Below are 26,102 nucleotides of genomic sequence, written 5' to 3'. Positions count from 1 at the left end.
CTCCGTTCAAATCAGTGGGTTACTGCGGCTGCGGCACAACCTTTTCGGCGTATTCGATGATTCCGCCGCCAAGGCAGACCTCGCCGTCATAAAATACGACGGCCTGTCCGGGCGTAATCGCCTTCTGCGGCGTATCGAAGGCGACATGCAGAGTTCCGTCTTCGCGTTTCGTCAGCGTAACGCCCTGATCCGGCTGGCGGTACCGGAACTTGGCCGTGCAGCGTAGCGGTTCACTACCAAGGCCGCGCCCATCGATCCAGTTCACGCCGGAAGCGACAAGGCCTGTTGAGTACAAGCTGTGGTGCTTGTCCCCCTGGACGACATACAGAATGTTGCGGCTGAGGTCTTTATCTGCGACGAACCACGGCTCGCCTGTACCCGAGCCGCCGATGCCGAGACCTTGACGCTGGCCGAGTGTATAATACATCAGCCCATCGTGGCGCCCTTTGATCTCGCCGGTGGCGATATCCACCATATCGCCGGACTTAGCCGGCAGGTACTGGCTCAAGAATTCGCGGAAATTGCGTTCGCCGATGAAGCAGACTCCGGTGCTGTCTTTTTTCTTCGCCGTATACAGTCCGGCCTCTTCGGCGATCCGGCGAACTTCCGGCTTCTGCAAATGCCCGATCGGGAACATGGCTCTGGACAGCTGCTGCTGATTCAATGCGTTCAGGAAATACGTTTGATCCTTGTTGCCGTCCACCCCGCGGAGCAGCTTGAACTCGCCGTCTTCTTCCACGACGCGCGCATAGTGTCCGGTAGCCACATAATCGGCGCCGAGCTGAAGCGCCTTGTTCAGGAATTCGCCGAACTTGATCTCCCGGTTGCACATAACGTCCGGGTTAGGCGTGCGTCCGGCCTTATATTCATCGAGAAAATATTTGAACACCTTATCAAAGTATTCTTTCTCAAAGTTTACGGTATAGTAAGGAATGTCGATCTGCTCGCATACGCGGCGCACATCTTCCGCATCGGCTTCGGCCGTGCAGACGCCCGACTCGTCAGTGTCATCCCAGTTCTTCATGAAGATGCCGATGACGTCATAGCCCTGCTGCTTCAGCAGCAGCGCCGTGACGGAGGAGTCCACTCCCCCCGACATGCCGACAACGACGCGGGTATTTTCAATTGCTTTTGCCACGCTAGATCACCATCTTTTTTGTTAGAATAATAAAGCTTTTACGGTCGAACCGGAAATAGTCAGCGGGTCAAACAGGCCGCTAATATGTCTTTATGTCATCACTGTCCGCCATGGAAGAACACATCTGTAAAAAAAAATTACGTTTTGTGTTTCAAATACGTCTGCGGATATGATAACATAAACTCAAGAGCAGTCATCGGAATACGCTGATTTATCTTATTGTTTTGACCAACTATTAATTATACTATACACAGCTATTATATTGAAAGAGGTGCCCCTTTGAAAATATCGACAAAAGGCCGATACGGATTAACCATCATGATGGAGCTCGCCGTCAGGTTTGGTGAAGGTCCTACATCTTTGAAGAGCATTGCTGAAAAAAATGGATTATCCGAGCATTATCTGGAGCAGCTGATCGCTCCCCTGCGCAACGCGGGCCTCGTCAAGAGCATACGCGGCGCCTATGGCGGCTATATTTTATCCCGTGAAGCCTCTGATATTACTGCCGGGGATATTATCCGCGTGCTGGAAGGTCCGATCTCACCTGTGGACTTCACGGAAGAAGACGATCCGGCCAAGCGCGATCTGTGGCTGCGTATCCGCGACAGCATCGCCGATGTGCTGGACTCCACCACTCTGGCGGATCTGATTTCCTTCAAGGAAGAGACGCATACAGATAATTACATGTTCTACATTTAGTTGTTATTTTTACTGTTGATTTGAAAAACATGGGTATATCAACGATTAAGGCCTCCTTTTGGGGGCTTTAATTATGAGGAAAATAACATGAAAAATCACAAATAAATTAGCTAGCCAGAGGATTTGGGGATTGGAACGGACGATATGGCGGAGTGAATTCCCAAGCGTTAGTGAATATGAGTATCGCCCCGCTGGTGTGCGCCGGCGGGGCGATATTCAACATCTTATTGAGATTATGATTTAGTCAGATCGGTTATTGCTTTATCAAAAGCGTGCATATACTGGTTGAAAATCCCTGTGTCGAAGCTCGAATTCTTATCGTTAGCTTTTGGAGGGTTCTCTTGGATTTGTTTGTACATACGGTCGATTTCTCCTGACAGCTTCACCCATATCTTCTTTATTGAATCATATTCGGGACCAAGTCCCTCCACATAATTGTCATACTCTTTCTTTTTACTTATTGCCTTCCCTAATTGTTCGACCGTGAAATCAATGTCTAAATTCTCCCCCGTGCTGCTTGTGCCGCTGCTGATGTACCAGCTAATATCTACAAACCCTTCGTTCCAAATGTCAGAAGTGATGAAGTTGCTAATCTCGTTCAACATACTCTCAGGAGAGGGTTCGTTCGTGATCAAAGAAGCATCGGAAATCGGCTCCTCAAAAACTTTCCTTATATTGTTAAATGTCTCCTTGTCTGAGGGGTCCGTAGCCCATCCAACTTTATTATCTGTGATCAAGACAATAAGCTCACTTCTGGGAATGGATGACTTTTCCCCCTGAATCAGAACAACCTTGTCCGTCTTGCCTTTCGCGTCTGTATAATCTTTCGATTCGATGACTTGAGGATTTTTAAGTTTTTTGTCGTCCGTAGTTTCGTCAGACTGCACCAATTGGAAAATAGGCTGGACGTCCGGGTGAATGTTATCCGTAACAAATTTCTTTTTCGCTTCAAGATCAGATCCATTTAGAAAAACATTGACGTACTCAAGTGCCAACTTTTCTGAATCAGAGAGCTTTTTTTCTGGCGTCGAGGCTGTAGTCTGGTCCGAAGGTTCGCCTGATGCCTTGGATTCCGTTGTAGCCGGTGAAACGGCGCTTGTGTCCTCCGAGCTATTATCGGTACTGCTGCAACCCGAGAGAACAGAGATGGAGATGATGAGGCAGAGAATAATCCATTTTTTCAATTTATTTACCCCCGAAAATGTAGTTGAATGGAACTACAATACTATAATAGGGATATTGTGGGTATGTCTATTAAAAATATCAAGGAACAATCTATAAAAAGATCAACTGCGCATGGCCAACTCGTAGTGGTTCCCTCAGCACCTGTCCAACATGGAGCGCCTTGTCAACCAAGTGAAGACCGGAACGCCGCTGGATTTGGGTACGGCTCTTGCCGGTCTTTATGTTTTGAGGTATGCTCTCATAGCATGGTCACAAGGTTGTATATATTTTGTTAATTTATGGTAACCTATGAGCGTGCTGAATGATATACAATTTAGCGGACAGACTGAGAGATAAGAATAGGGAGTTCTATATATGAAGCCAATTTATTTGGACCATGCCGCCTCGACGCCGGTTCATCCGGAGGTGGCGGAGGTCATGATGAAGATAATGACGGAGCAATTTGGCAATGCCTCCAGCGTGCACGCGTTCGGGCGCTCTGTGAAGAAGATAATCAACGGAGCGCGCGATGCGATCAGCTCCAATTTAGGCTGTTCCCCGGATGAATGGGTATTTACCGGCGGGGGCACGGAGAGCGATAATCTGGCGCTGTTCGGCGCAGCCTATTCCCGCAAAGGCGGTCATATTATCACAACGGCCATCGAGCATCACGCCGTGCTGCATGCCTGCGAGGAGCTGGAGAAGGAAGGGTATTCCATAACTTACCTCCCTGTGGATCAGACAGGCCGGGTTGCACTGAAAGATCTCGAAGCGGCGCTTCGGGACGATACGTTCCTAATCAGCGTTATGCTTGCCAACAATGAAGTGGGTACGGTTCAGCCGATTGAAGAGATTGGCAGACTGGCCAGGGAGAAGGGAATTTTATTCCACGTCGATGCCGTTCAGGCACTGGGATCTATTCCGATTTCACTGTCAGACCTGCCTGTGGACTATATGAGCTTCACCGCACACAAAATCAACGGGCCACAGGGCATTGGCGGCCTTTATGTCCGGCGCGGCGCGCCGCTTCATCCCCGGCTGTACGGAGGATTGCAGGAACGGGGGCGCCGGGCGGGGACGGAGAATTTGGCCGGTGCGGCCGGATTTGCCAAAGCGGTCGAACTAGCCGTAAAGGGCCAAGCGGCCAGGAATGAAGAATCGTTGGCGCTGCGGAATCGCCTGCTTGAGGGACTGGACCAGGGAATCGGACGGGACTCTTATAAGATTAACGGGAATGCCGAGCACGGTTTGGCGCATATTACGAATATAAGCTTCCCTGGCGTCCGTTCGGACGTCATGCTGATGAATCTCGATATGGAGGGCATCGCCGCTTCCAGCGGATCAGCATGTACCTCGGGTTCCCTCGAAATTTCACATGTGTTGAAGGCAATGAACCTTGCGGACGATCGATTAAGCTCGGCGATTCGATTCAGCACCGGCTTGGGTAATACTTCTGAAGAAATGGAACATGTTGCCCGGAAAATTGAAACCATTTTAAACCGGCTGCGTATTAAAGGGTAGAGCCTTTTGCCGCCGGATGTGGTTATCCCTTCAGTGCAGGAGTTTTTGGCGGCTATTACAGCCTGCGGAATTCTCCTGGACTCCATTAGAACAAGGAGATTGCGGCCATGAGACTTCAGGATTTTATTGGTCTGAATGTGTTTGGAGTCGAGGAAGGCAAGGAAGTCGGCAAAATTGTCGACTGTGTTTTAGATTCAAACTGGAACATTACGGGTATTGAACTGGAAAGCAAATCTTTTTTCGGCAGTCATGTGAAAGTTGTGGCATGGGAAGACATTGTCGCCTACGGCGAGGATGCCGTGATGATACAGAATGAGGAGTCTATTCGGAAGATGGACGCAGGCAGCATACCCCATTCCTTTCTGGAGGGCAAGAACAAATTGAAAGACATGCAGGTCGTGACGGAGACCGGAACGATTCTTGGCAAAGTGTCCGATGTTTATTTTGACCAAAAGTTGGGAAACACAATAGTAGCCCTGGAAATTAGCGACGGGCTTGTGACTGATTTGATGGAAGGTCGTAAGTGGCTGCCTTGCATACCGGGAATGTCCATTGGAGAGAATGCAGTGGTGGTTCCGGCACTCAGTGAAGAAAGATTAGAAAAAAATATTAACATTGTTAACGGATAGGTGGAATGATGTATGAAGTGTCCAAACTGCGGGTCCAAGGATATCGGCAAGATTGGTTCCCATCAATTTTATTGCTGGGGATGTTTCATTGAACTGACGGTCAACGGCGAGAAAATGTCGGTTTATCAGGTTGAAGAAGACGGCACGCTCAGTTCGCTGGACGATCTGTTCTGCGGAGAAGAGATAGCGCAGGAGTTTCCTCACATTCACGCCACTTCCTGAGGCAAGCATAAAACGCTTGTCTCAAGAGGCGGTTACATAAGATTTACAGGCGTCCAATTTCCTTGTTGCGGGTAATGCGGCAGGGATGTTGGGCGTTTTTATTTTTGAAAAAAATACGGGGCAATCGCTTTATGAGGCAGGTTTCAGAAACGGCGGTTATTTTGCGGCGGACAAACATATACTTACTTTACAAGCTAGTCCAGTTTGCCGCAGGAGGTAACGCCATGGAGCAATGGTCAGGGAGTAAATGGTTCCGCTGGATGGTCGGGGTGCTTCTGGCTCTGATCATTTTGTATTTCGTCTGGCTGCTTCATCCGATGCTGCAGCATGTATTCGATTTTTTGAAAGCGGTGCTGGCCCCCTTCTTGGCCGCCATGATCATATCCTATGTGCTTAATCCCATTGTCAGTATGCTGGCTGGCCGAAAAGTGCCGCGAGGAGCAGCCGTTCTGCTGATTTATGCCGTATTCTTGACCACGATTGCCGTCATTGCCGTCAACCTCATTCCGATGTTCATTAAGCAACTCGAAGAGCTTAACGAGCATTTGCCGGAGATGACGCTAAGAGCGCAGGGGCTGATGCACAGCATGAATACCCGTCTCATCCCGCCCGGAGTGGAAATGGGACTCAACAACTGGTTTTTCCAGCTGGAGAACCGGCTTGCTGCGGGAATTTCGCATTTCCTGGACCATATCGGCACCACCATCGGCGTGCTGTTCGACGCTTTCATCGTTCCTTTTTTGGTGTTCTATATTTTGAAAGATTTCGATGTGTTCGAACGGATGCTTGTGTCCTGTCTCCCGCGCTCCCGCCGCAAATCCATTGTGACGATGTTAAAAGATATCGACGAGGCGCTCGGCAATTACATCCGCGGCCAGTTCCTGGTCAGTCTGATTATCGGCATACTCGCTTATATCGGCTACGCGTTGATCGGAATGCCGTATGCGCTGCTGTTCGCGAGCCTGGTGGCCATATTCGAACTCGTCCCGTATTTAGGCCCTTTTCTCGGGGCGGCTCCCGCGATTGTGATGGCGTCGACCATATCATTTAGGTTGGTGATGCTTGTCGTCGTGGTGAATACGATATGCCAAATGTTGGAGAGCAATATAATTTCGCCGCAGGTCGTCGGACGGACGCTGCATTTGCATCCGCTGCTCATTATTTTTGCGCTGCTGGTGGGCGGCGAGCTTGCCGGTATAGTCGGGCTGATTCTGGCGGTACCCTGCTTCGCGGCGGGAAAGGTCGTCCTTCAGCATGTCATCACCTATTATATGAAGCGGAAACCGGTATGACAGAATGCGCATTGACTGAGGCGGCCGGTATTGTATATAATGTTGTGGAAAATGAACTTCAAATGATTCAAGGATGAGGAGCATTAATTTCGGATGAGTCATGCAGAGAGCCGGTGTTATTGGTGAAAGCCGGTTGACGACAGCGAAATGAACTCGCCTCGGAGAAACGGCGCAAGCCGCTTGGCGTCTTTCGGACTGAAAGAGCAGTTCTCTTAACCGGAGAAGTGTCCAAGCGTTAACCGCCGTCGGCCCGCCCCCGTTACAGGGTGTAGAGTGAGCAAGCGCCGGGCAAAGAATGTCCGCCTGCTAACTAGGGTGGTACCACGGGAATTCAGCCTCTCGTCCCTAGCGTTTTTACGCTATGGATGGGAGGCTTTTTTAGAGGTTCGCAGCAATTCAAGGAGGAGTAGTAATGAGCGACAGCAAGGGAAATACAGCCGCACAAGGTTACCGGGCGCAGGTACTGGAACCGAAATGGCAGAAGTATTGGGAAGAACATCATACCTTTAAGACCGGTGAGGAAGCGGGCAAGCCGAAATTCTACGCGCTCGACATGTTTCCTTACCCTTCGGGCGCCGGTCTGCATGTAGGGCATCCGGAAGGTTATACGGCGACGGATATCGTCTCCCGCTACAAGCGGATGCGCGGTTACAATGTGCTTCACCCGATGGGCTGGGATGCCTTCGGTCTGCCTGCCGAGCAGCATGCGCTGGATACGGGGCAGCATCCGCGTGATATCACGATCAAGAACGTCAATAATTTCCGCCGCCAGATCAAATCGCTGGGCTTCTCCTATGATTGGGACCGCGAGATCAGCACGACGGACCCTAGCTACTATAAATGGACGCAGTGGATCTTCATTCAGCTGTACAAGCGCGGCTTGGCTTACGTCGCTGAAGTGCCGGTGAATTGGTGTGAGGCGCTTGGCACCGTACTAGCTAACGAAGAAGTCATCGATGGCAAAAGCGAGCGCGGCGGGCATCCCGTCATCCGCAGACCGATGCGCCAGTGGATTCTGCGGATTACCGAATACGCCGAGCGTCTGCTGGAGGATCTGGAAGAGCTGGACTGGTCCGAGAGCATCAAGGACATGCAGCGCAACTGGATCGGCAAATCGAAGGGCGCCGAAGTCGCCTTTGGCATCGACGGTCATGATGCTAATCTGACCGTATTTACAACCCGGCCCGATACCCTGTTCGGGGCAAGCTACTGTGTGCTCGCGCCCGAGCACGAGCTGGTGGCGTCTATTACGACTGACGCCCAGCGTTCGGCCGTGGAGGAATACCAGACACTGGCTTCGCGCAAGAGCGATTTGGAACGGACCGATCTTGCGAAGGAGAAGACAGGCGTGTTTACCGGCGCCTATGCGGTCAATCCGGTAAACGGAGCCAAACTGCCGATCTGGATCGCGGACTACGTCCTGGCCGGATACGGTACGGGAGCGATCATGGCCGTACCAGGGCATGACACCCGCGACTGGGAGTTCGCCAAGCAGTTCGGACTCGAGATCATCGAGGTTGTCCAAGGGGGCAATGTGGAAGAGGAAGCCTACGCCGGCGACGGTCCGCATGTCAATTCCGATTTCCTGAACGGACTGGACAATACGGCGGCCATCGCCGCCATGATCGCCTGGCTGGAGGAGAAAGGCTTCGGCAAGGGCAAAGTAACTTACCGCCTGCGCGATTGGCTGTTCAGCCGCCAGCGCTATTGGGGCGAGCCGATCCCGATTCTTCACCTGGAAGACGGCACGATGAAGACGGTCCCGGAAGACCAGCTTCCGCTCTTGCTGCCGGATGTTGAGGCGATCAAGCCTTCGGGTACGGGCGAATCGCCGCTGGCGAATGTGACGGATTGGGTTGAGACGGTCGATCCGGAGACCGGCATGAAAGCCCGCCGCGAGACGAACACGATGCCGCAGTGGGCCGGCAGCTGCTGGTACTACCTGCGTTACATCGATCCGCATAACGACAAGGAGCTGTGTTCTCCCGAGAAGCAGAAGGAATGGCTGCCGGTCGATCTGTACATCGGCGGCGCTGAGCATGCGGTGCTTCATCTGCTGTATGCCCGCTTCTGGCATAAGGTGCTGTATGATCTCGGCGTTGTAAATACGAAAGAGCCGTTCTACAAGCTGGTCAACCAGGGCATGATTCTCGGCACCAACAACGAGAAGATGAGCAAGTCGCGCGGCAATGTCATTAATCCGGACGAGATTGTAGGCGAATTCGGCGCGGACACGCTGCGCGTGTACGAAATGTTCATGGGCCCGCTGGAAGCGACCAAACCGTGGAACGCGAACGGCGTGGAAGGCATTCACCGCTTCCTCTCCCGCGTATGGCGCTTGTTCGTAAGCGAAGAGGGCAGCCTGAGCGCCAAAATCACGGAGGACGGCGGCAACGAAGAATTCAAGCGCACCTGGCATAAGACGATCAAGAAAGTGACCGATGATCTTGAGAATCTGCGCTTTAATACGGCGATCAGCCAGCTGATGATCTTCATCAACGACGCCTATAAGCAGGAGACGCTGCCGCGCCAGGCGATGGAGAATTTTGCGCAGATGCTGTCCCCTCTTGCTCCCCATCTTGCCGAAGAACTGTGGCAGTTGCTTGGACACGAGGGCACCATCACTTATGTGGAGTGGCCGTCTTACGACGAGGCGCTGACTGTGGACGCCGAGGTGGAAATTGTGGTTCAGGTGAACGGCAAAATCGTTCAGCGCAGCCTGATCCCGCAAGGTATGGGACAAGAGGAGATGCAGGCGCATGCGATGGGTCTCTCGAATGTGAGCGCAGCAATAGAAGGCAAGACCGTCCGCAAAGTCATTGCGGTTCCGGGCAAGCTGGTCAATATCGTAGTGGGTTAGCGAAGAACGCCAAACCCCGCAGCGGGAGTTTATCCTGTCGCGGGGTTTTTGCGTGTTTGCGGGTGTTACGGCGAGATATCCAGGTCAAGTCTCTACCGCAAGAGGCGGGCATTTTCGCTGGGTGGCCTCTCATTTGTTTTGATGAATCCCGTCCCGTCCGAACAGCGAATCGAGTTTGGCCACATCCTCGTCGTATTTCTTGTGCGTCGTGGAGATCAGCCGCTCGAATACCCCGTCCAGGCTGCAGCGCAGATGATTCAGAGCTTCAGCGGTAATGCCGCCGGGGACGGCGACACGGTCCTGCAGCTGCTGCGGCGTAAATTCGCCTTCGGTCAGCAGCTTTCCCGTTCCAAGAAGCATCTCGCCCGCAAGCTTTCCTGCCAGTGCCTGGTCGATCCCGGTCGCTTCAGCGGCAGCTTCAATCCACCGTTCGATAAAATAGCTCAGGAAAGCCGGGCCGCAGCTGGAAAAATCGGAAGAGATCCGGGTATGGTGCTCGTATATTTCCACCGGAGTGCCTATATGGGACATCAGCTTGAGCAGCTGCTCCTTATCATCGGCCTCCAGCCGGCTGCCAAGCACGCAGAGCGAGGTTCCGCTGTATACGCTGTGTGTAATGCTGGGAATGATCTTAGCGATTTTGGACGGCAGGGCTCTCTCCAGGTGGTAAATTTGGACCGGACTTGTAATGGACACGACAATCTGTTCGCTGCGGAGACAATGGGCGATTTCATCGGTTAGCGTTTTAAATTCCATCGGCTTGACGCATAGAAATAAAATATCGCTCCGGGACGCGGTTTCTCCATTGCTTCCCGCGAGCGTGATTCCGGGGTGAAGCTGCGCGAGACGGGCCAGCTTCTGCGGACTGCGGTTGCTCGCAATCACGTCGCCGGCCAAAAGCCCCCCGGAAGAAAGAAAGGCGTCGATCAACAGGCTGCCCATGCTGCCCGTTCCGATAAAACCCACTTTCATCCTGTGGTTCCTCCTTTCGCGCTTGCTCTTACAGTAATGTTCTTCGTTATATGTATGCATTACAGGCATGGCCACATGCCTGAGTTTAGGTGATGTATGGAAAAAAGGTTCGGATAAATTAGAAAATTAAAGATAAAGGAGAAGCCGGTATGAACAAGATAAGTATAATCGGCGCGATTGCCGCAGCGTTAATCGGAGGCGGGTTAATCTGGACCACCGGAAACGGGGGTGAGCAAGGAATCGCCGGGTGGGAAACGTTGAACGTTCAGGTGGCAGAGGCGATTGAAAGCGGCCAGACGGCGACAGCGGGCGGCAGTCCTGCGCAAGATAGCCGAAGCGAGGCTTCTCGTGAGCCGGGTAAACTAAAAGAAGCAGCGGAAGCGGAGGGCAGCTCTATGCGAAAAAGCGGAGGCGCCGAAGCTGCCGCCTCGCAGGAGACCGCTAAAGCGGTGGCCGGCTCGGATGGAGCTGGAGCGGGATACGCGGCTCGGGCTAAGGAAGGGACCAGCACAGTAACAGATGATAGCGCCAAAGATCAAGCTGCTGCTTCCCGGGCTCCGGGGGCTGATGCTCCGGCAACTGCGGAGGGGAAGGTTAATGTTAATACGGCAGGAATCTCCGAATTGACCAGCCTGCCTGGCATCGGCGAAAAGAAAGCGCAGGCGATTCTGGACTACCGCAATCAGCATGGGGCATTTCGTAACGCTTCCGATTTGGGAAAAGTAAAAGGAATCGGTCCGAAGATGCTGGAGAAGCTGAGGCCCTACGTTTTATTTTGATAAAACAGGCATTATACTTGGCGGTATCAGCGAGCTGCTGCAGGGAGCCGATTGATGGTTGTTATATTGCCAGGCTGCTGGGATATGCTACAATAGTTAACAACGATTTTGGAGAGAATGGGGAACGACAATGACCATTGCCTATCGCAAAGATTGGGATACGTATTTTATGGACATCGCCTTTATGGTCTCGACCCGTTCGCGCTGTCCGCGCCGTCACGTCGGCGCTGTGCTTGTTCAGGGCAAGAAGCTGCTCGGCACGGCCTATAACGGCGCTCCAATGGGGGTGCCGGACTGCTCCGAAGCGGGCTGCATGATCTCTGAGCAGTATGAGTTGGAGGTTGTGGACGGGGTGGAGACGATGGTCAAGAAGCAGCGCTGCATCCGGACGATTCATGCGGAGCAGAATCTGCTGCTCTTTACGGACCGGATCGACAGGGAAGGCAGCACGGTGTACGTAACCGACGAGCCCTGCTGGACCTGCGCGAATATGCTGGCCAACAGCGGAGTCGTCGAAATCGTCTACCACCGGAGCTATCCGAAGGACACGGAAAAGGTCCGGTCAATGATGGCCTCCAAAGGCATCCAGTTTCGCCGGTTGGAAGGATATGAACCTCCTCGTGAGACGGTTCTGGATGTGCAGGGTTAAAGCAGATACGTTATTTCAGCGTATCATGGATCAAATTAGGAGGAAGAACCTCTGTCTACGCACCTATGCGTGAACAGGGGTTCTTTTTTATTTAAATATGAGACTTTATAAGCTTCGCGCCTATCGTTTGGTCTTATATTTCTACGAGAATCGGTACCGTCCTTAAAAGGACGGCGCAGCCGTTTCTTCTTGAAGATGGCGGTTTCGCCCTTACAGGGCGGCATTTTTCCAGGAGAAGAAGGGATGTCAATGAGAAGAAGGCCGCTGCTCTACCTGGTCATCTGCTGGGTGATCGGAAATGGAGCCGCAAGTATACTGCCGACAGAAAGGCTGTTCACAGCTTGGGCTGGAGCGTCGCTGCTGCTTGCGGCCGCCATGCTGCCCGGCAGGTGGAGCCGAAAGCATATAATCCTGCTGTGGATTACACTTACCGTGGGTGGGGCGTACTGGGAATGGAATGACCTTCGTAATGAAAGCGTGCTTCCAGAGGCGCTCGGACTGCCTTCCGCACGGCTGGAAGAACTGGTGGTTCATGCAGAAGGAACGATCGTGTCAACCGTGGAGAGGGATGGGGATCGGGTCGATTTTACGGTTAAACTGGAGAAAATCCGTTCATCCGGCGGACAGGACGGTTCTTTACCGGTTGGTGGAGAGAATAAATCCGCTTCGCTTTATAGAGATGAAACAAAGGGCGCTTCCGGGACTGCCGCCCAATCGGCGGATGGGGAGAAAATCGCCGTGCAGTTGAAGCTTCATACCGAGCAGGAGATCGCTACCGCGGCCGCTTGGAGAAGAGGAGACCGCGTATCGCTGGATGGCAGCCTTGCGTCTCCCTCCGGCGCCCGCAATTTCGGCGGGTTCGATTACCGTGAATATTTGCGGAACCGGCATATTCACTGGATGCTGAAAGTTGCCGGGACCGGACAAGTCGAGGCGGCGCCGCCCGAAACCTGGGGCCTACTGAAGCTTCTGCGTTGGAACGACGCGGTCAGGGCGGAGCTCGGAGCAGAACTGGAATCTCTGTTCCGGGAGAAGGACGCCGGATATTTAAAAGGGCTCATTATCGGAATGCAGGACGAGCTCGATCCAGAGACGTACCGGCAGTTCTCCAGGCTCGGACTTACGCATATTCTTGCCATTTCCGGGATGCATGTCGCCGTGTATGCGGGGTTTCTGCTGTTCGTCCTGTCACGGCTGAGGCTCACCAAGGAGACGGCGCTAACTGTGACGCTGCTGCTCATTCCAGCGTATGTGCTCCTCTCCGGCGCAGGCCCTTCCGTCGTCCGGGCAGGACTTATGAGCATGATCGCCTTATATGCGGCGCGTATGGGTGTACTGAAGGACGGCATGCATATTTTAAGCGTGTCCGCACTGCTGATGCTGATATGGGAGCCGTACTTTTTGCTTAATGTCAGCTTTCAGCTGTCATTTCTCGTCACGGCCGGACTTATGGTCTATGTCCCGCTGGCGGCGCCGCTGGTTTCCTTTCTGCCCCGCAGACTCGGAAGCGCGGCTACGGTTACGCTGGTAGCGCAGCTTGTTTCGTTTCCGCTGACGATCTACTACTTCAACCAGTTCGCGGCGCTGTCGTTTGCGGCCAACCTGGTGCTCGTTCCCTTTATCACCTTTGCCGTACTGCCTGCGGGGACGGCCGCGCTTCTGCTCGGCAAGGTGTGGCCTGCTTGTGCGGGGGCTTTGGCCCATGTCGTTGAAATCATGAATGACGCGACATTTGGCGCGGTCGAGTGGACCGGCCGTTACGCGGGGATGACGATTTGGAGCTCTCCGTCTCTTTTATGGATCGGATTGTATTATGTGCTGCTATACAGCCTGCTGCGAGTCTTGAAGCATCACGCCGATACGCGGCATGCACCGCAGTATGCGGATGATGAGACAAGGCCGCTTGAAGGGCTGCGGCCGCATTCCAAGCCGCCGCGACATTCCTCCGCTGCTCATCCTGGCGATCATCAGCGTACTAGAACGCTGACTCGCTGCCGGATTGCCGCTGCGGCGCTGACCGGGGGTCTCGGATTGCTGCTGTATCTGGGATACCGCCCGGAGCGGCTGTCGCCCGAAGGCTCCGTCAGCTTTCTTGATGTAGGGCAGGGCGACAGCATATTGATTACCACTCCGGGAGGCGCTCATATTCTGGTCGATGGCGGAGGGACAGTCAGCTTTGGAAAAAGGGAAGAGTGGCGCATCCGCCGCAGTCCCTATGAAGTCGGAGCCAAGACACTTGTCCCTCTGCTGAAAAAGCGCGGCATTCACCGGCTGGATGCGGTTATTTTATCACACGGGGATCAAGACCACGCAGGCGGTCTTCAGGCTGTGCTGGAGGAAATCCCGGTCTCGGCGCTGCTGTTCAATGGAACGCTTGCGCAGCGCGAAGAATATGTCAAGCTGATGAAGACGGCGGTGGAGCGCGGCGTCAGGCTGTACGGTGTTCATCAGGGGATGGCACTATCCCCGGACGATTCTTCGAAGCTCTCCTTTTTGTGGCCCGAACCGGTGATGCGAGACGGAGAAGAAATTCCGGTTCCGGTTCTGGAAGAACAGAATCCGGCATCCGTCGTATTTCGTCTGGATATGAGCGGGAGGAGCTTTTTGTTTACAGGGGATATAGACAGCAAGACCGAGGAGAGCATAGCGGCGGCTAACGAAACGGAGGGAATCCGCGGCGCATCCGCCGTCGACGTGCTGAAAGCCGCCCACCACGGCAGCAAAACCTCGAACGGAGCAGCTTGGCTGCAGTACTGGAAGCCCTCCGTCGCAGTAGTCTCTGTAGGTGCTAACAATCTGTATGGTCATCCAAGCGGCGAGGTCTTGGCCCGCTTTATTGACAGAGGCATGCTTGTGTATCGTACCGATCAGCAAGGAGAGATCCAAATGCGGATACGGCATGGGGGAATTCAGGTTAGGCACAAACTTTAAGCTGGTAGCGAGCCGGGTCATTCGTGAATCCTTGGATCGTCTCGGAATTGCCTAGAACCATGAACAGCTCGTTGAAATGTGGGGAGGAACTGCAACTATTTACTTCCGGTGGCGTCTAATTGAATATTGCAATTCCAAAAAAATCCATACGTAAGGAGATTATTTTTTATGTGTGCCTACCGAAACCTGTTCACTGGTAAAAAGAATATGATAACTACGGTGGCCATCGGCCTGCTTACCCTATCCGCGCTGCTTGGATTCGGAAACCGGGAGGCCTATGCCAATAATTGGGAGCTGTTCGATCAGGGCGAGCACCTGCTGCTCCCCGAAGGCCCAATCGTGCAGGACGGTGCGATAATGGTGCCGATCCGTCCTATTGCGGAAAGGTTCGGGTATGGGTTCACTTCGGTGACCGCCTCAGAGGTTAACCTGAAGAACGGCAAGGGATCCAGCCTGTCCGTTAAACCGGGAGATGATAAGGCCGTTTTCAACGGAAACGTTAAGACTCTGGAACAAAAGCCGAGTTATATTAACGGAAATCTATTCATCCCCCTGTCCCTGGCCGGAGAATTAAGTGGCAGCGGCTATTCAATAGTGTCCGATACGAACCTCATCCAGCTCCGCCCTGTAGAGGGAGATGCCGGGGAGAAGCTGAACAGCCAGTATTGGTACAGTTTCAGTACAACTGAAGGTACGGTTGCTGTGAATAGTCTGGGCCAAGAAATGCTCAGCACTTCCTATACGGAAAACCCGGATTTTGGCTATGAGGAGCTGATTCCGGTAAAAAAGAACGGGATCAGCGCCGGTTACATGAACCGGGCCGGAGAGCTGGCCTTCGCCGCTTCTCACTATCAACTGGGACAGTTTAATGAAGGGCTGGCCACTTTTAAGGATCTGGTGACGATGAAAGGCGGCGGCACCCAAGTACGGATAGGCTATCTGAACCGTACCGGGCGGATCGTAATTCCGGCGGCATATGATCATGCCTACAATTTCTCGGATGGGTTGGCCAAGGTCGTTAAAGGCGGGAAAACCTATTACATTGACCATAATGGAAAAACAGCCATTCCCGTAATTTCAGGCATCCAGAGCTCCGATTCCTTTTCCGAAGGAAAAGCAGCGGTCAGCGTACTGGTCAAGACTGGTGGCAAGACTACAGCCAAAACCGGGTTTATCGACACCAAAGGGCAGTGGGTGCTGAAACCTGTTTTTGATTGGGCGGGCCCCTTCTCGGACGGTATTGCAGTAGCCAGCATGAACGGAAAAAGCGGGCTAATCGACAAAAACGGCAAATGGATTGTGAAGCCCCAGTACAGTAAAGATGCCGGCTTTAGCGGGAGCTTCGAGAACGGGTATATCCTCTTTGTCCGGAGGAGCGGAAACAGTTATAAACAGTGGCTGATGGATACAAAGGGCAAGCTAACGGCTGTCCCCGGCGCTGATCATATTGGCACCTATAGCGAAGGATTGGTACCTTATGAGGCCAATAATCTTTACGGATACAAAAATCTGGCCGGGGACGTTATCATCAAACCTCAGTTCGCTTGGGTAGAGGGTTTTCGCGGAGGGGCAGCCAGGGCCCATATCTTTAATCAAGACGATACGTATACCTCTTTGCTGATCGATAAGACAGGGAAGATTCTGTGGCCGGGGGCCAATCATTAGGCCGTTTCTTATACAGTGGCTTCGTTACGTTAAAGGGCAGTATAGCGTGGTAGTGATTATCGGGAGGATGATTATTTATGGATAATCGACTAACATTTAATGAGGATGTAGAGAACTACGACAAATGGAGACCGACATATTGTGAAGAATTATTCAAAGATATTATGGCGTATTCTCAAATTGAGCAAGGTAAAAAAGCAATTGAAATTGGTATTGGAACAGGTCAGGCAACAAGACCTTTTTTGAAAATGGGCTGTGAATTAACGGCAATTGAATTAGGAAAAGACCTCGCAGAATATTCAAAATTAAAGTTTCGAGAATATAAATATTTCAAGGTATGCAATACTACATTTGAAGAATTTGAATGCCCAGATGACAGTATAGATATAATTTATTCAGCTACTGCATTTCATTGGATTCCAGAAGAAATAGGTTATCCTAAAGTCTCCAAATTATTGAAAACCCATGGAACACTAGCATTATTTTGGAACCGACCATTTGTATCACGGGAAAATGACGAATTACATCAGAATATTCAAGGCATATATCAAAAATATAGACCTTCCAATACCAAGATAATAGAAAATGACACTGAAAGATATAATAACATATCAAAGACTATTCAAGCTTATGGATTTAGTGATGTTGTGTTTAAGTTATATCATTTAACTAGAAGATTTTCTTCAACTGACTATATCGCATTATTAAATACATATTCAGACCATAGAAGTATGCCATCCTCTACAAAAGAATTGTTTGAAGATGAGATTAAAGAAGCAATTATAAAATCTGGTGATGTATTAAATGTTTATGATACTATCGACTTGTATTTAGCAAGAAAATGATTTGTTCTCGTTGCACTAACGGGACACGAAAGCTCAAACATCAAGAGGCTGTTTCTTAAAATAGTGGCTTCGTTACGTTGGTCTATTTTGGTCAAAATTATGGCGATCATATTGCTAGGTATTTGCAGATATTTGTTAAATATGATTTGAGTGAGATAGTACTATCGGAAGCAGGATACTTTGATGAAAAAACTCAAGTTATCTATCCACAAATAGTAAAGAGCTAACCCCAAAATCTGTAGCAGCTTTCATACTCGGACTATATGAAGAACAGGGCCTTGACGATCAATCATCAGGGCCCTGTTTTTTGTCGATGCCAAACTTTCTTTTGCTGCCATTGATGGAATTCAGCCAAGCGCATTGGAGCTCGCGATCGAACCGCGAAGCTCCTGAACATCCAGCATCGGTGGCCGACCGTACATACGGGCATATTCCCGGCTGAACTGGGACGGGCTTTCGTAGCCTACGCGGAAGGCCGCATCGGAGGCTTGCACGGTTTCCGTCAACATTAAGCGCCGGGCTTCTTGCAAACGCACCATTTTCTGGTATTGCAACGGGCTCATCGCCGTGACGCGCTTGAAATGTTTATGAAACGCCGACGTGCTCATGTTTACGGACCTTGCAAGCTGCTCGATCACGAGCGGACGGTCGTATTGCCGGTTAATCAACTGGATCGCTTGAGCGATGTTGTACGCATGGCTGCCAATGATTGCGAATTGATGGATACGCGCGCCTTGTTCGCCTTGAAGCACTCGATACAGAATTTCACGGATGACGAGAGGCGCCAGAATCGGAGTGTCCTCAGGCGCGTCCAGCAGCTGCATGAGCCGTACGATGGCTTCGAGTAATGCGGGAGACGTTCGGTTCACGGTTATGCCTCGACAGGCTTCCACGGGATCGATAACGGGACGATTCGTCTCTTTCACGATGTCCAGGATGACGTCGGGGTCAAAGCTCAGTTTCAAACTTAAATATGGGATCTCGGGCGAAGCCTCGATGATTCTGCCGATGATCGGCAATTCGACGGAAGTGACCAGGTAAGTCGAAGGATCGTATCGGTAGGTTTCGTCGGCCAGTGTGGCCGTTTTCGCACCTTGGGCCACGACGCAAATGGATGGCTTATATACAGATTCCAGCGGTTCTGACACCTGTGTGGTATGCATCAGCGCCAAAGAAGGTACGGACGTCTGATGCGTACCGTTCGACGGAGCATGGCGACGTATCAAGAGCGCCAATTGTTGCAAGGCTTGCTCCATTCGCAGTGATTCGTCCATGTTTGCGAGTTCCTTTCCAGAAAGGGTGTATATAAGCTGAACTTAAGATTTTCCCATCAGATACCAGTGGCAACTACGAGGAACGTTTGGACTTCCGGCCGCTGTTGTCTCCAGATTTCTTGATTTAAACCAATCTTCGCGGTTGAAATCCGGAGACAAAGGCGATCGCTATCGCTCCTACAGTTCCAAACTTCCCCTTCGTTACTCCTTACACTGATTACATTTTCAAGTTCATCTTATATAGTTTACTTTTATAATAACGAGACAGAAGAGAATTAGGCAAGGATTGAACAGGTATGTTCTAACGGGTTAAAGCAAACATTCAATATAATAAATTTGCAAGGTCGGGCACGGCGGAAAACCGATCGGCCAAAATCAAAATAAAGGGAGAGAACGAAAATGAGTTTGAATGGAAAAGTCGCGATCGTCACCGGGGCGTCGCGGGGCATCGGACGGCAAGTAGCCATCCAATTGGCGCAATCCGGCGCGAAGGTAGTTGTCAATTATTCCTCGAATCAGGGGAAAGCGGGCGAGGTCGTACAGACGATTGAGCAATCCGGTGGCGAAGCGACTGCAATCCGCGCCGATGTGAGCAAGGTGAGCGAAGTCGAGGCATTGTTCTCGGAGACGCTCGAGCGATTTGGACGCTTGGACATTCTGGTCAATAATGCCGGCGTCATGGAATGTACGGCTATCGCGGACGTGACGGAGGAGATGTTTGATCGGAATTTCGCGATCAACGTGAAGGGGACTTATTTCGCTTGTCAACAAGCAATGAAGCATATGGCAAAAGGCGGGACGATCATTAACTTCTCGACCTCCATTTCGGGCGCGATGCTACCAACGTACAGCGTCTACGCTGCCACGAAAGGTGCGGTCGAGCAGTTGACCCGCCAGTTGGCTAAGGAATTCGGTCCTAAAGACATCGTCATCAATTGCATAGCACCCGGCCAAGTGTCGACCGAGTTATTCTTGAACGGCAAATCAGAGGAGTTGATTGATTCATACCGCCGAATGAACGCGTTTGGACGGCTTGGCGAACCGGAGGACATCGCGAATGTGATCGAGTTGCTCGTCAGCGACAAAGCTCGTTGGATCACAGGGCAGACGATTCGCGTAAACGGCGGGTTCAATTGAGTATTGTAGAAAAGCGCCGAATAGCCTTTAACTAGGGGCATGAGTAGGCTTCGGATATGCTGCCGTCTTGTGAAAGTGAGGTATTAGACTCGCGCGGCGGCGCTGAATTAACGGGTAACGATAGCTGAATAACCATCAAGAGGCTTCCGCAATTGAACGGGAGCCTTTTTCAACGAACGGGCAGTTTAGCGTAGAATCTTTGCATTTAAATTGTGGTACTCTAACACTTAAGATAGCGGAAAGCATGAGTAAGGTTTCCTGACCAAGTATCGAGACATTTTGCGGTTCAATAGTATAGGTTAGAGCCAGCGCAGATCTTGTGGATTCGATACCGTTTCAAAAACAAATTAAAACACTTGAACGTGACGTAACGTCATCTTTTATAATAAGTTTACCGATAGTCAGCTAGCGCAAACGAAAGGGGATGATCATGAAACGGAATTGGAAAGTCGGAGAGCTTGCCAAGTTAACGGGATTAACGATTCGAACGCTGCGATACTACGATCAGATCGGTTTGTTTTCGCCATCGTACCACTCCCATTCAGGACATCGGCTCTACACCGAATCGGACATTGCACGGCTGCAACAAATTTTGTCCTTGAAGGAGCTCGGTTTGTCGCTTGATGAGATCAAAGCCGTTCTAGCTGACGATCGCATCAACTTGTTCGAGATTATATCCCTTCAGATCGGGCGAATTAAACAAACCATGCTCGCTCAGCAGAAGCTGCTGCAGGAATTGGAGCACGTCTCCAACCTAATGCAGAGAAATGAGTCTTTGACGATTGACGATTTTACAAAGCTGTTGGCGATGATGCGCCTGAGTCACGAAAAATATTTCACCGAGCAGCGGGTGAATTGGAATGCGCATCTCGATCGGCTGGGCGATTTTCTTGACAAAAATTTGGAGTCATACTCAGAAATGGAGGACGATTAGCTATGAGGGAATATTCCATCAAACACGACACGTTCAGCCTGGAACGAACCTATAACGCTTCACCCGCCCGGGTGTATGCCGCATGGGCGGACCCAGCCTCCAAAGCCAATTGGTTCGCGAAAGCGGACGAGCTCGACTTCTGCGTTGGCGGGCGGGAAATCATCCGAGGCGGGGAGCCTGGTGGTCCGATCTATGCGTCCATCTTCACCTTTCAGGAAATTGTGCCTGACAACCGCATCGTCTACACGGCAACGATCGATATGGGAGAGAAGCGGATTTCGGTATCCGTGATGACGGTGGAATTGGAAGCCGATGGGACCGGGACGAAGCTCGTTTATACCGAACTGTGCGCCTTCCTCGACGATCTGGATTCGAAGGAAGCGCATATCGAAGGGGCCAATGATTTTCTGGACAAGCTAGAAATCGAGCTTAGGCTTGGCAATTAAACGAGGAAATGGGGGTTGGAGAAATGAGAAAAGTGATCGTATCCGAATTCGTGACGCTGGATGGCGTCATGGAAGATCCGGTTTGGACGGTTCCTTTCAATACGGAAGAACAAAACCAACACAAGTTCGAGGAACTTCAGACGTGCGACGCTCTTCTGCTCGGCCGGGTCACTTACGAAGGCTTCGCCGCGGCGTGGCCCAAAATGAGTGAAACGAATACGGTCGTTAATCAAATTCGCGATTTTACGATTCCCGAAGGCTTCGCCGACCGAATGAACAGCTATCCCAAATATGTCGCCTCCCGGACGAAAACGCCGGAGCAGATGGAATGGAACGCATCCCTCATCCAGGGGGATCTCAAAGAAGAAGTTCTGAAGCTTAAAGAGCAACCCGGACGAAACATTTTGGTGCTTGGCAGCGGCGAGCTGGTTAGGACGCTGATGCAGCTCGACCTCGTCGACGAGTTTCGGATCATGGTCTTTCCGGTTGTACGGGGGAAAGGGAAGCGTCTGTTTAAAGATGACATCGAAACGATGTCACTTAAGCATGTCTATACCAAGACTATACATTCAGGCGCCGTAGAATTGACGTACCATCCAGCGAAAAAAGATTAACGCTTCTCCCTTCAATTCAAGAAAGTGTATTGGGCTGCCGCATAAAGCGGCAGCTTTGTTGTTTATGGCCTATCACTACCGTCTTCCGAGCCAATCTGATGGACATCGTTACAGGTGGCTCTATTTCGTTAACACCGTGGCTCTGACTTATTAACCAAGCGGCTCTGCCGCACCCAAATATTCATTTCCCGTTAATAATCCTCGATGGAGGGTAATATGACTATACGTATTGATACCTCTTGTAGAATGAGTGGGGGTAACTTCTCACCAGAATTGCTACAACAAAAACTGGCTGGAGATTATCTAGGAAGTCAGAACCTGGAGATATCGCTAAGGTAGGAAACTTGAATGGTAAATCATGTCCCATTCACAATTAAATTCAGGTTATGCTGGGTTAAGATGGATTATAGACACTATTTTATCCTCAAAGCTTTGCATCAAAGATTCTGGTATTGAGGAGATATATCTAGATGTTGAGGTTTATTACGTTAAACAATGCAATTTTACGTTAGAGCCTGATTTACTTAAGAAAATTGCTGATCTCGATATGCATTCTGGATTTGGATACAGTATTGTTTGATTTCATATACCTCCGCAACCTCCTAGGGATAGGATAACTTCCCTGTGACTTGGTTGTGGAGATTTTTTTGTACATAATGAACTTTAATGACCTCTGCGATCTCTTATCTATGAAAGGGGTGAGAACATGAATGTAAGCCGTCTTGTCAAACAAGCCCAAAAAGGCAACAAGGAAGCTTTATTACAGCTAATCATAGCCGAACAGGATGCTTATTATCGTCTTGCCTACAGCTACATGAGAAATGAGCATGACGCGATGGATGCAATGGAAGACATGATTGTTACGCTTTATGAAAAGCTGGATCAATTGCAAAAAGGCGAAGCCTTCTACAGCTGGAGCAAAACCATTCTCGTCAATCGTTGCAAAACAATACTCCGCAAAAAGGAACGATTTCTTCCACTGGGAGACGAGCGAGAATCATCACTTGCTGCATTAACTGACGATAATCCATATCGCTATACGGAGTCTGAGATGGACATACAGGTGCTGCTCTCTCACCTGAATCCACGGCAGCGGGAAGCGATTGAACTTCGTTACGTACATGATCTTCCGTATCAGACGATTGCGGATATGACCGATGCACCGGTTGGCACAATCAAATCAAGAATTTCGCAAGGCATACAAAAACTGAAAGCCATGATCGGAGGTGATCGTTATGAAAACGATCGAGGAGAGATTACAGGAGCACAAACAGACCTTGAATATCGTACAGGCTCCGTCAGAACTTGAGGGCAGACTTCGAAATGCACTTGAGCATGTCCCCACTAAGAAAAGAAACATGAATAGAGCGATGACATGGGTTGCATCATCAGCTGCAGCACTCCTTCTGATTGTCGGAACTTATCAATATCCTGCATTTGCTTATTACGGAGGTAAGTTGTTTAATAAAATCGAGCTGATGTCTCTAAGCTTTTCAAAAGTGGCGGAGCAAGGATACGGTCAAACGGTCAACAAAAGCAAAACGCTTGATGACGGCACTGTCATTACCATTAACGGGGTTATTGCGGACGATAACGCATTGCTAATGTATTACACCATTGATCGACCCGCAGGTTCCGTATTTACTGACAATGGATTATTTCTTTACGGTGTGGGTAAAATGCAAGGATTCTTGACTGATTCAGATCCGAAAGAAGGAAGTGGTGGCAATAGCAAAGACGAGACCCAGTACGAGGGAGTATATAAATTCGAGCCGGTTAGTCCATTCTCCAGAACATTAACCGTTACATTCAGTGAGCGTCTAGATAATGGGGAACAGGCATCATATCCGATCTCCTTCAAGTTTGAAGCGAATAAAGCGATGAAGAGTATGCTTGAAGAGGACATTTCAAAATCCGTTCCTGTCGATCAGGGGACTGTCCGCTATGACTCCATTACGGCTTCACCAACTTCAACCATCGTGAAGGGACATTATGAAATGGATGATGAGGGATACCCGAGATTTCCAGGTAAAACAAAGCTTTATGTGAATGGAGCAGAAGTAAAATCATTGGGAATGCGGTCGTATCGTTTCGGTGAATTTGAACTTGAATTTGATGTGCTTCCGACAGACAAGATGGAGACCATTGAAATTGTACTCGAAAATTTCGCCGGATATCAGAAAGTAGAAGAACCCATCTCCCTAGCCTCACCATCAGATCAATCCATCAAAATTGGCAATGAAAAGATATGGATTCGAAGCGTCACAAAAACCGATACAGGCTATGATATCGTTATCGCCGGGAAACAATTTACAATATTGGAAACGGAGGATTTATCCGTTCAAGCTGGTGGTATCGTAATTCCCGTATCATCAATTTCCTCGTCACGTCCGTGGGATCTGAAAAACGGTAACATCCTGTGGGAGCAGACGTATTCTTTTAACACAATGGAGGAACCGGAACGCCTGCTGCTGGACGGATTTCACTATATTAAAACCTACGACAAGACAATATCTATTCCTATAGATATCAAAAAATAAAATCATACACTTGTTACAACCGCTCAATATATTCAAAGCAGATTTTTGTGTAAATCGAGCAAGCGACTACACTATAGACAATATGAGGATATGAAAAAAGGTTGTATTATCATAGTGTAACAAGAACACAAAAAAAGAACAGTTCTCAAGTTCAGGATGAACTGTAACCCGGAAGATAGACACTTTTGTAAAAGGTTGGCTGTTCTAGGTTGGGGGACTGAACTAACGGGAAACTATATTTCAATAAAGCAGCGGCAGTCTAGGATTTATTTTTTCGTCCATGGCTGCTGTTGTTTCATAACTGATGGCGCCGCGTTAGCGGTATGAGCGTCTATACTTTATTTTCAAGACATCTGGAAGCCTAAGTTTGCCAGGGTATACCTCGAACGGAGCAGGTTGGCTGCAGTACTGGAAGTCTTCCGTCGTAGTAGTCTCAGTAGGTGCTAACAATCTGTATGGTCATCCAAGCGGCGAGGTTTTGGCCCGCCTCATTGACAGAGGCATGCTTGTGTATCGTACGATCAGCAAGGGGAGATCCAAATGCGGATACGGCATAGGGGAATTCAGGTTAGGCGCAAGCTTGAGGCTGGACCCGGACCCGGGCATTCGTGACCCTTGAATCGTCCCGGCCAAGCCCGGTTGCATAGGAGAATGGCATTATAGTAAATTTACTAAAAAACAGCTATACTTTTTAACAAAGTATGATTTATTTAGTAGAAGCATGGAGCGAAAAAGATGAAAAAACAGACAATCGAAGATGTGGCGCAAAAGGCGGGCGTGTCTAAAAGCACGGTATCGCAGTTTTTGAACAAGCGCTATAAGTATATGAGCGAGGCGACGAGGAAGCGGATCGCTGAAGTGATCGACGAACTGAATTACCAGCCGAACGGCCTGGCCCGAAGCCTGAAGCGGAACCGGACGAACACGGTCGGCGTCATCGTGGGGGATATTAATTATACTTTGTCCATTCAATGTATCCGGGCGATTGAGAATGAGCTTCAGCTCAGCGGCAATCAGGTGATTATCTGCAACGCGGACGAGAATCCGGAGAAGGAAGTAAAATATATCGAAACGCTGATGGCCCGGCAGGTCGACGGTTTGATTATTTTTCCCACAGGTGACGATCCATCCCTCTACCATCGTTTGCTCGAAAATAAATATCCGCTGGTATTCCTGGACCGGCTCGTGGAAGGCATCGCGACTCAGAGTCTGCTGCTTGACAATGAAATGGCGGTCAAGACCGCCTTCAAAGAATTTATCAGGCATGGGCATGAACGGATCGCGCTGCTGACGCTGCCGGTCGGCCGTTATGCGATTACACCGCGCAAGGAACGGATCAGCGGCTACAGAAAGGCGGTCGAGGAAGCGGGACAGGCGTGGAGGGAGGATTATGTGTGCAGCGCATCCAGGGAAGACATGGCAGGGGCGCTTGAGCAACTGCTGTCTCTGCCGCAGCCTCCGACCGCCCTGCTTGCAGCCAACGATATTGCACTCGCCGAAATACTGAAATTTGCGAATACACATTCCTTATCTATCCCGCGTGATTTATCGGTTATCGGCATCGACGATGCGGAGTTCGCGACGATCTATAATCCTGCGATTACGACGATCCGTCAACCCGCGTATGAAATGGGGATGGAGGCTTCCAAAATCATCCTCTCCGGCATAGAAGACACGGGCTCCAGCGTGCCGATTACTTACCGGTTTACTCCGTCCCTTCAACTGGGGAACTCGGTCCAACAAGCGCCAATTTCTAGATAAAACGGTTTGCTATCAGGACATCACCCGGCT

At 50.4% G+C, this 26,102-nt stretch carries 23 protein-coding genes and 1 other annotated feature; of the genes, 19 read left to right on the top strand and 4 right to left on the bottom strand.

The window, feature by feature from the left end:
• Positions 1-19: 19 nt before the first annotated feature.
• A complete protein-coding gene (gene mnmA / locus PDUR_RS19690) occupies positions 20-1,138 on the bottom strand; it encodes a tRNA 2-thiouridine(34) synthase MnmA (protein ID WP_156130526.1) in 1,119 nt (372 codons plus the stop codon).
• Between the two features lie 279 nt (positions 1,139-1,417).
• On the opposite strand from mnmA, the gene cymR reads away from it, so the two are divergent.
• Positions 1,418-1,837, top strand: a complete 420-nt coding sequence (gene cymR / locus PDUR_RS19685; RefSeq protein ID WP_025696081.1) for a cysteine metabolism transcriptional regulator CymR — start codon at positions 1,418-1,420, stop codon at positions 1,835-1,837.
• Between the two features lie 233 nt (positions 1,838-2,070).
• On the opposite strand, the gene PDUR_RS27450 is transcribed toward cymR, so the two are convergent.
• Positions 2,071-3,021, bottom strand: coding sequence for a hypothetical protein (locus PDUR_RS27450; protein ID WP_052410310.1), 951 nt, complete (start codon positions 3,019-3,021; stop codon positions 2,071-2,073).
• Positions 3,022-3,376: 355 nt separating this feature from the next.
• Here PDUR_RS27450 and PDUR_RS19675 point away from each other — a divergent pair, with 355 nt between their 5' ends.
• From PDUR_RS19675 to leuS, 5 genes are all read left to right on the top strand, one after another.
• A complete protein-coding gene (locus PDUR_RS19675) occupies positions 3,377-4,522 on the top strand; it encodes a cysteine desulfurase family protein (RefSeq protein ID WP_042207828.1) in 1,146 nt (381 codons plus the stop codon).
• 107 nt (positions 4,523-4,629) lie between these two features.
• The gene (locus PDUR_RS19670) at positions 4,630-5,151 is read left to right on the top strand and encodes a PRC-barrel domain-containing protein (RefSeq protein WP_042207827.1); all 522 of its coding nucleotides are present in this window, start codon (positions 4,630-4,632) and stop codon (positions 5,149-5,151) included.
• 12 nt (positions 5,152-5,163) lie between these two features.
• The gene (locus PDUR_RS19665; protein WP_025696239.1) at positions 5,164-5,373 is read left to right on the top strand and encodes a hypothetical protein; all 210 of its coding nucleotides are present in this window, start codon (positions 5,164-5,166) and stop codon (positions 5,371-5,373) included.
• Positions 5,374-5,597: 224 nt separating this feature from the next.
• Positions 5,598-6,665 (top strand): AI-2E family transporter, encoded by a 1,068-nt coding sequence (locus PDUR_RS19660; RefSeq protein WP_042207826.1) that lies wholly within the window; start codon positions 5,598-5,600, stop codon positions 6,663-6,665.
• A 61-nt stretch (positions 6,666-6,726) separates the two neighbouring features.
• Positions 6,727-7,015: a binding site (T-box leader), on the top strand.
• 62 nt (positions 7,016-7,077) lie between these two features.
• The gene (leuS, locus tag PDUR_RS19655) at positions 7,078-9,525 is read left to right on the top strand and encodes a leucine--tRNA ligase (protein WP_042207824.1); all 2,448 of its coding nucleotides are present in this window, start codon (positions 7,078-7,080) and stop codon (positions 9,523-9,525) included.
• Positions 9,526-9,654: 129 nt separating this feature from the next.
• On the opposite strand, the gene comER is transcribed toward leuS, so the two are convergent.
• On the bottom strand, positions 9,655-10,497 hold the full coding sequence (comER, locus tag PDUR_RS19650; RefSeq protein ID WP_042207822.1) for a late competence protein ComER: 843 nt from the start codon (positions 10,495-10,497) through the stop codon (positions 9,655-9,657).
• Positions 10,498-10,646: 149 nt separating this feature from the next.
• Between comER and PDUR_RS27445 the strand changes: the two genes are divergently transcribed.
• The 5 genes from PDUR_RS27445 (at position 10,647) to PDUR_RS19625 (ending at position 17,366) form a co-directional block, all read left to right on the top strand.
• A complete protein-coding gene (locus tag PDUR_RS27445; RefSeq protein WP_052410309.1) occupies positions 10,647-11,276 on the top strand; it encodes a ComEA family DNA-binding protein in 630 nt (209 codons plus the stop codon).
• 130 nt (positions 11,277-11,406) lie between these two features.
• The gene (locus PDUR_RS19640) at positions 11,407-11,925 is read left to right on the top strand and encodes a deoxycytidylate deaminase (RefSeq protein ID WP_042207821.1); all 519 of its coding nucleotides are present in this window, start codon (positions 11,407-11,409) and stop codon (positions 11,923-11,925) included.
• A gap of 243 nt (positions 11,926-12,168) precedes the next feature.
• A complete protein-coding gene (locus PDUR_RS19635; RefSeq protein WP_233277401.1) occupies positions 12,169-14,856 on the top strand; it encodes a ComEC/Rec2 family competence protein in 2,688 nt (895 codons plus the stop codon).
• 168 nt (positions 14,857-15,024) lie between these two features.
• On the top strand, positions 15,025-16,521 hold the full coding sequence (locus tag PDUR_RS19630) for a WG repeat-containing protein (protein WP_042207820.1): 1,497 nt from the start codon (positions 15,025-15,027) through the stop codon (positions 16,519-16,521).
• Positions 16,522-16,598: 77 nt separating this feature from the next.
• A complete protein-coding gene (locus PDUR_RS19625) occupies positions 16,599-17,366 on the top strand; it encodes a class I SAM-dependent methyltransferase (protein ID WP_042207818.1) in 768 nt (255 codons plus the stop codon).
• A 347-nt stretch (positions 17,367-17,713) separates the two neighbouring features.
• Here PDUR_RS19625 and PDUR_RS19620 read toward each other — a convergent pair whose 3' ends face one another.
• Positions 17,714-18,640, bottom strand: coding sequence for an AraC family transcriptional regulator (locus tag PDUR_RS19620; protein ID WP_042207817.1), 927 nt, complete (start codon positions 18,638-18,640; stop codon positions 17,714-17,716).
• Positions 18,641-19,039: 399 nt separating this feature from the next.
• Here PDUR_RS19620 and PDUR_RS19615 point away from each other — a divergent pair, with 399 nt between their 5' ends.
• From PDUR_RS19615 to PDUR_RS19585, 8 genes are all read left to right on the top strand, one after another.
• On the top strand, positions 19,040-19,777 hold the full coding sequence (locus tag PDUR_RS19615) for an SDR family oxidoreductase (protein WP_042207816.1): 738 nt from the start codon (positions 19,040-19,042) through the stop codon (positions 19,775-19,777).
• Between the two features lie 430 nt (positions 19,778-20,207).
• Positions 20,208-20,711, top strand: coding sequence for a MerR family transcriptional regulator (locus tag PDUR_RS19610; RefSeq protein WP_042207815.1), 504 nt, complete (start codon positions 20,208-20,210; stop codon positions 20,709-20,711).
• Between the two features lie 2 nt (positions 20,712-20,713).
• Positions 20,714-21,157, top strand: coding sequence for an SRPBCC domain-containing protein (locus PDUR_RS19605; RefSeq protein WP_042207814.1), 444 nt, complete (start codon positions 20,714-20,716; stop codon positions 21,155-21,157).
• A gap of 23 nt (positions 21,158-21,180) precedes the next feature.
• Entirely contained in the window at positions 21,181-21,771 is a 591-nt protein-coding gene (locus PDUR_RS19600; RefSeq protein ID WP_042207813.1) for a dihydrofolate reductase family protein, read from the top strand.
• 706 nt (positions 21,772-22,477) lie between these two features.
• Positions 22,478-23,080 (top strand): RNA polymerase sigma factor, encoded by a 603-nt coding sequence (locus tag PDUR_RS19595; RefSeq protein WP_042207812.1) that lies wholly within the window; start codon positions 22,478-22,480, stop codon positions 23,078-23,080.
• Entirely contained in the window at positions 23,007-24,311 is a 1,305-nt protein-coding gene (locus tag PDUR_RS19590) for a DUF4179 domain-containing protein (protein ID WP_042207810.1), read from the top strand. The genes PDUR_RS19595 and PDUR_RS19590 overlap by 74 nt, the downstream gene beginning before the upstream one ends.
• Before the next feature lie 367 nt (positions 24,312-24,678).
• Positions 24,679-24,930, top strand: a complete 252-nt coding sequence (locus PDUR_RS28890; protein ID WP_156130524.1) for a hypothetical protein — start codon at positions 24,679-24,681, stop codon at positions 24,928-24,930.
• Between the two features lie 116 nt (positions 24,931-25,046).
• On the top strand, positions 25,047-26,072 hold the full coding sequence (locus PDUR_RS19585; RefSeq protein WP_042207808.1) for a LacI family DNA-binding transcriptional regulator: 1,026 nt from the start codon (positions 25,047-25,049) through the stop codon (positions 26,070-26,072).
• The last annotated feature ends 30 nt before the right edge of the window (positions 26,073-26,102 follow it).

The organism is Paenibacillus durus, assembly GCF_000756615.1.
Taxonomy (GTDB): domain Bacteria; phylum Bacillota; class Bacilli; order Paenibacillales; family Paenibacillaceae; genus Paenibacillus_AQ; species Paenibacillus_AQ durus.
Note: the sequence above shows the minus strand (reverse complement) of the source record. Positions and strands in the feature narration are given on the sequence as shown.

Coding starts and splice junctions, on each gene's coding strand:
- PDUR_RS19630 (WP_042207820.1), top strand. CDS start 15,025: ATGTGTGCCTACCGAAACCTGTTCACTGGTAAAAAGAATATGATAACT.
- PDUR_RS19640 (WP_042207821.1), top strand. CDS start 11,407: ATGACCATTGCCTATCGCAAAGATTGGGATACGTATTTTATGGACATC.
- PDUR_RS19590 (WP_042207810.1), top strand. CDS start 23,007: ATGAAAACGATCGAGGAGAGATTACAGGAGCACAAACAGACCTTGAAT.
- PDUR_RS19665 (WP_025696239.1), top strand. CDS start 5,164: ATGAAGTGTCCAAACTGCGGGTCCAAGGATATCGGCAAGATTGGTTCC.
- PDUR_RS19635 (WP_233277401.1), top strand. CDS start 12,169: ATGTCAATGAGAAGAAGGCCGCTGCTCTACCTGGTCATCTGCTGGGTG.
- PDUR_RS19625 (WP_042207818.1), top strand. CDS start 16,599: ATGGATAATCGACTAACATTTAATGAGGATGTAGAGAACTACGACAAA.
- PDUR_RS19675 (WP_042207828.1), top strand. CDS start 3,377: ATGAAGCCAATTTATTTGGACCATGCCGCCTCGACGCCGGTTCATCCG.
- leuS (WP_042207824.1), top strand. CDS start 7,078: ATGAGCGACAGCAAGGGAAATACAGCCGCACAAGGTTACCGGGCGCAG.
- PDUR_RS19600 (WP_042207813.1), top strand. CDS start 21,181: ATGAGAAAAGTGATCGTATCCGAATTCGTGACGCTGGATGGCGTCATG.
- comER (WP_042207822.1), bottom strand. CDS start 10,497: ATGAAAGTGGGTTTTATCGGAACGGGCAGCATGGGCAGCCTGTTGATC.
- PDUR_RS27445 (WP_052410309.1), top strand. CDS start 10,647: ATGAACAAGATAAGTATAATCGGCGCGATTGCCGCAGCGTTAATCGGA.
- PDUR_RS19610 (WP_042207815.1), top strand. CDS start 20,208: ATGAAACGGAATTGGAAAGTCGGAGAGCTTGCCAAGTTAACGGGATTA.
- PDUR_RS19660 (WP_042207826.1), top strand. CDS start 5,598: ATGGAGCAATGGTCAGGGAGTAAATGGTTCCGCTGGATGGTCGGGGTG.
- PDUR_RS19595 (WP_042207812.1), top strand. CDS start 22,478: ATGAATGTAAGCCGTCTTGTCAAACAAGCCCAAAAAGGCAACAAGGAA.
- PDUR_RS19605 (WP_042207814.1), top strand. CDS start 20,714: ATGAGGGAATATTCCATCAAACACGACACGTTCAGCCTGGAACGAACC.
- PDUR_RS19585 (WP_042207808.1), top strand. CDS start 25,047: ATGAAAAAACAGACAATCGAAGATGTGGCGCAAAAGGCGGGCGTGTCT.
- PDUR_RS19620 (WP_042207817.1), bottom strand. CDS start 18,640: ATGGACGAATCACTGCGAATGGAGCAAGCCTTGCAACAATTGGCGCTC.
- PDUR_RS19670 (WP_042207827.1), top strand. CDS start 4,630: ATGAGACTTCAGGATTTTATTGGTCTGAATGTGTTTGGAGTCGAGGAA.
- PDUR_RS19615 (WP_042207816.1), top strand. CDS start 19,040: ATGAGTTTGAATGGAAAAGTCGCGATCGTCACCGGGGCGTCGCGGGGC.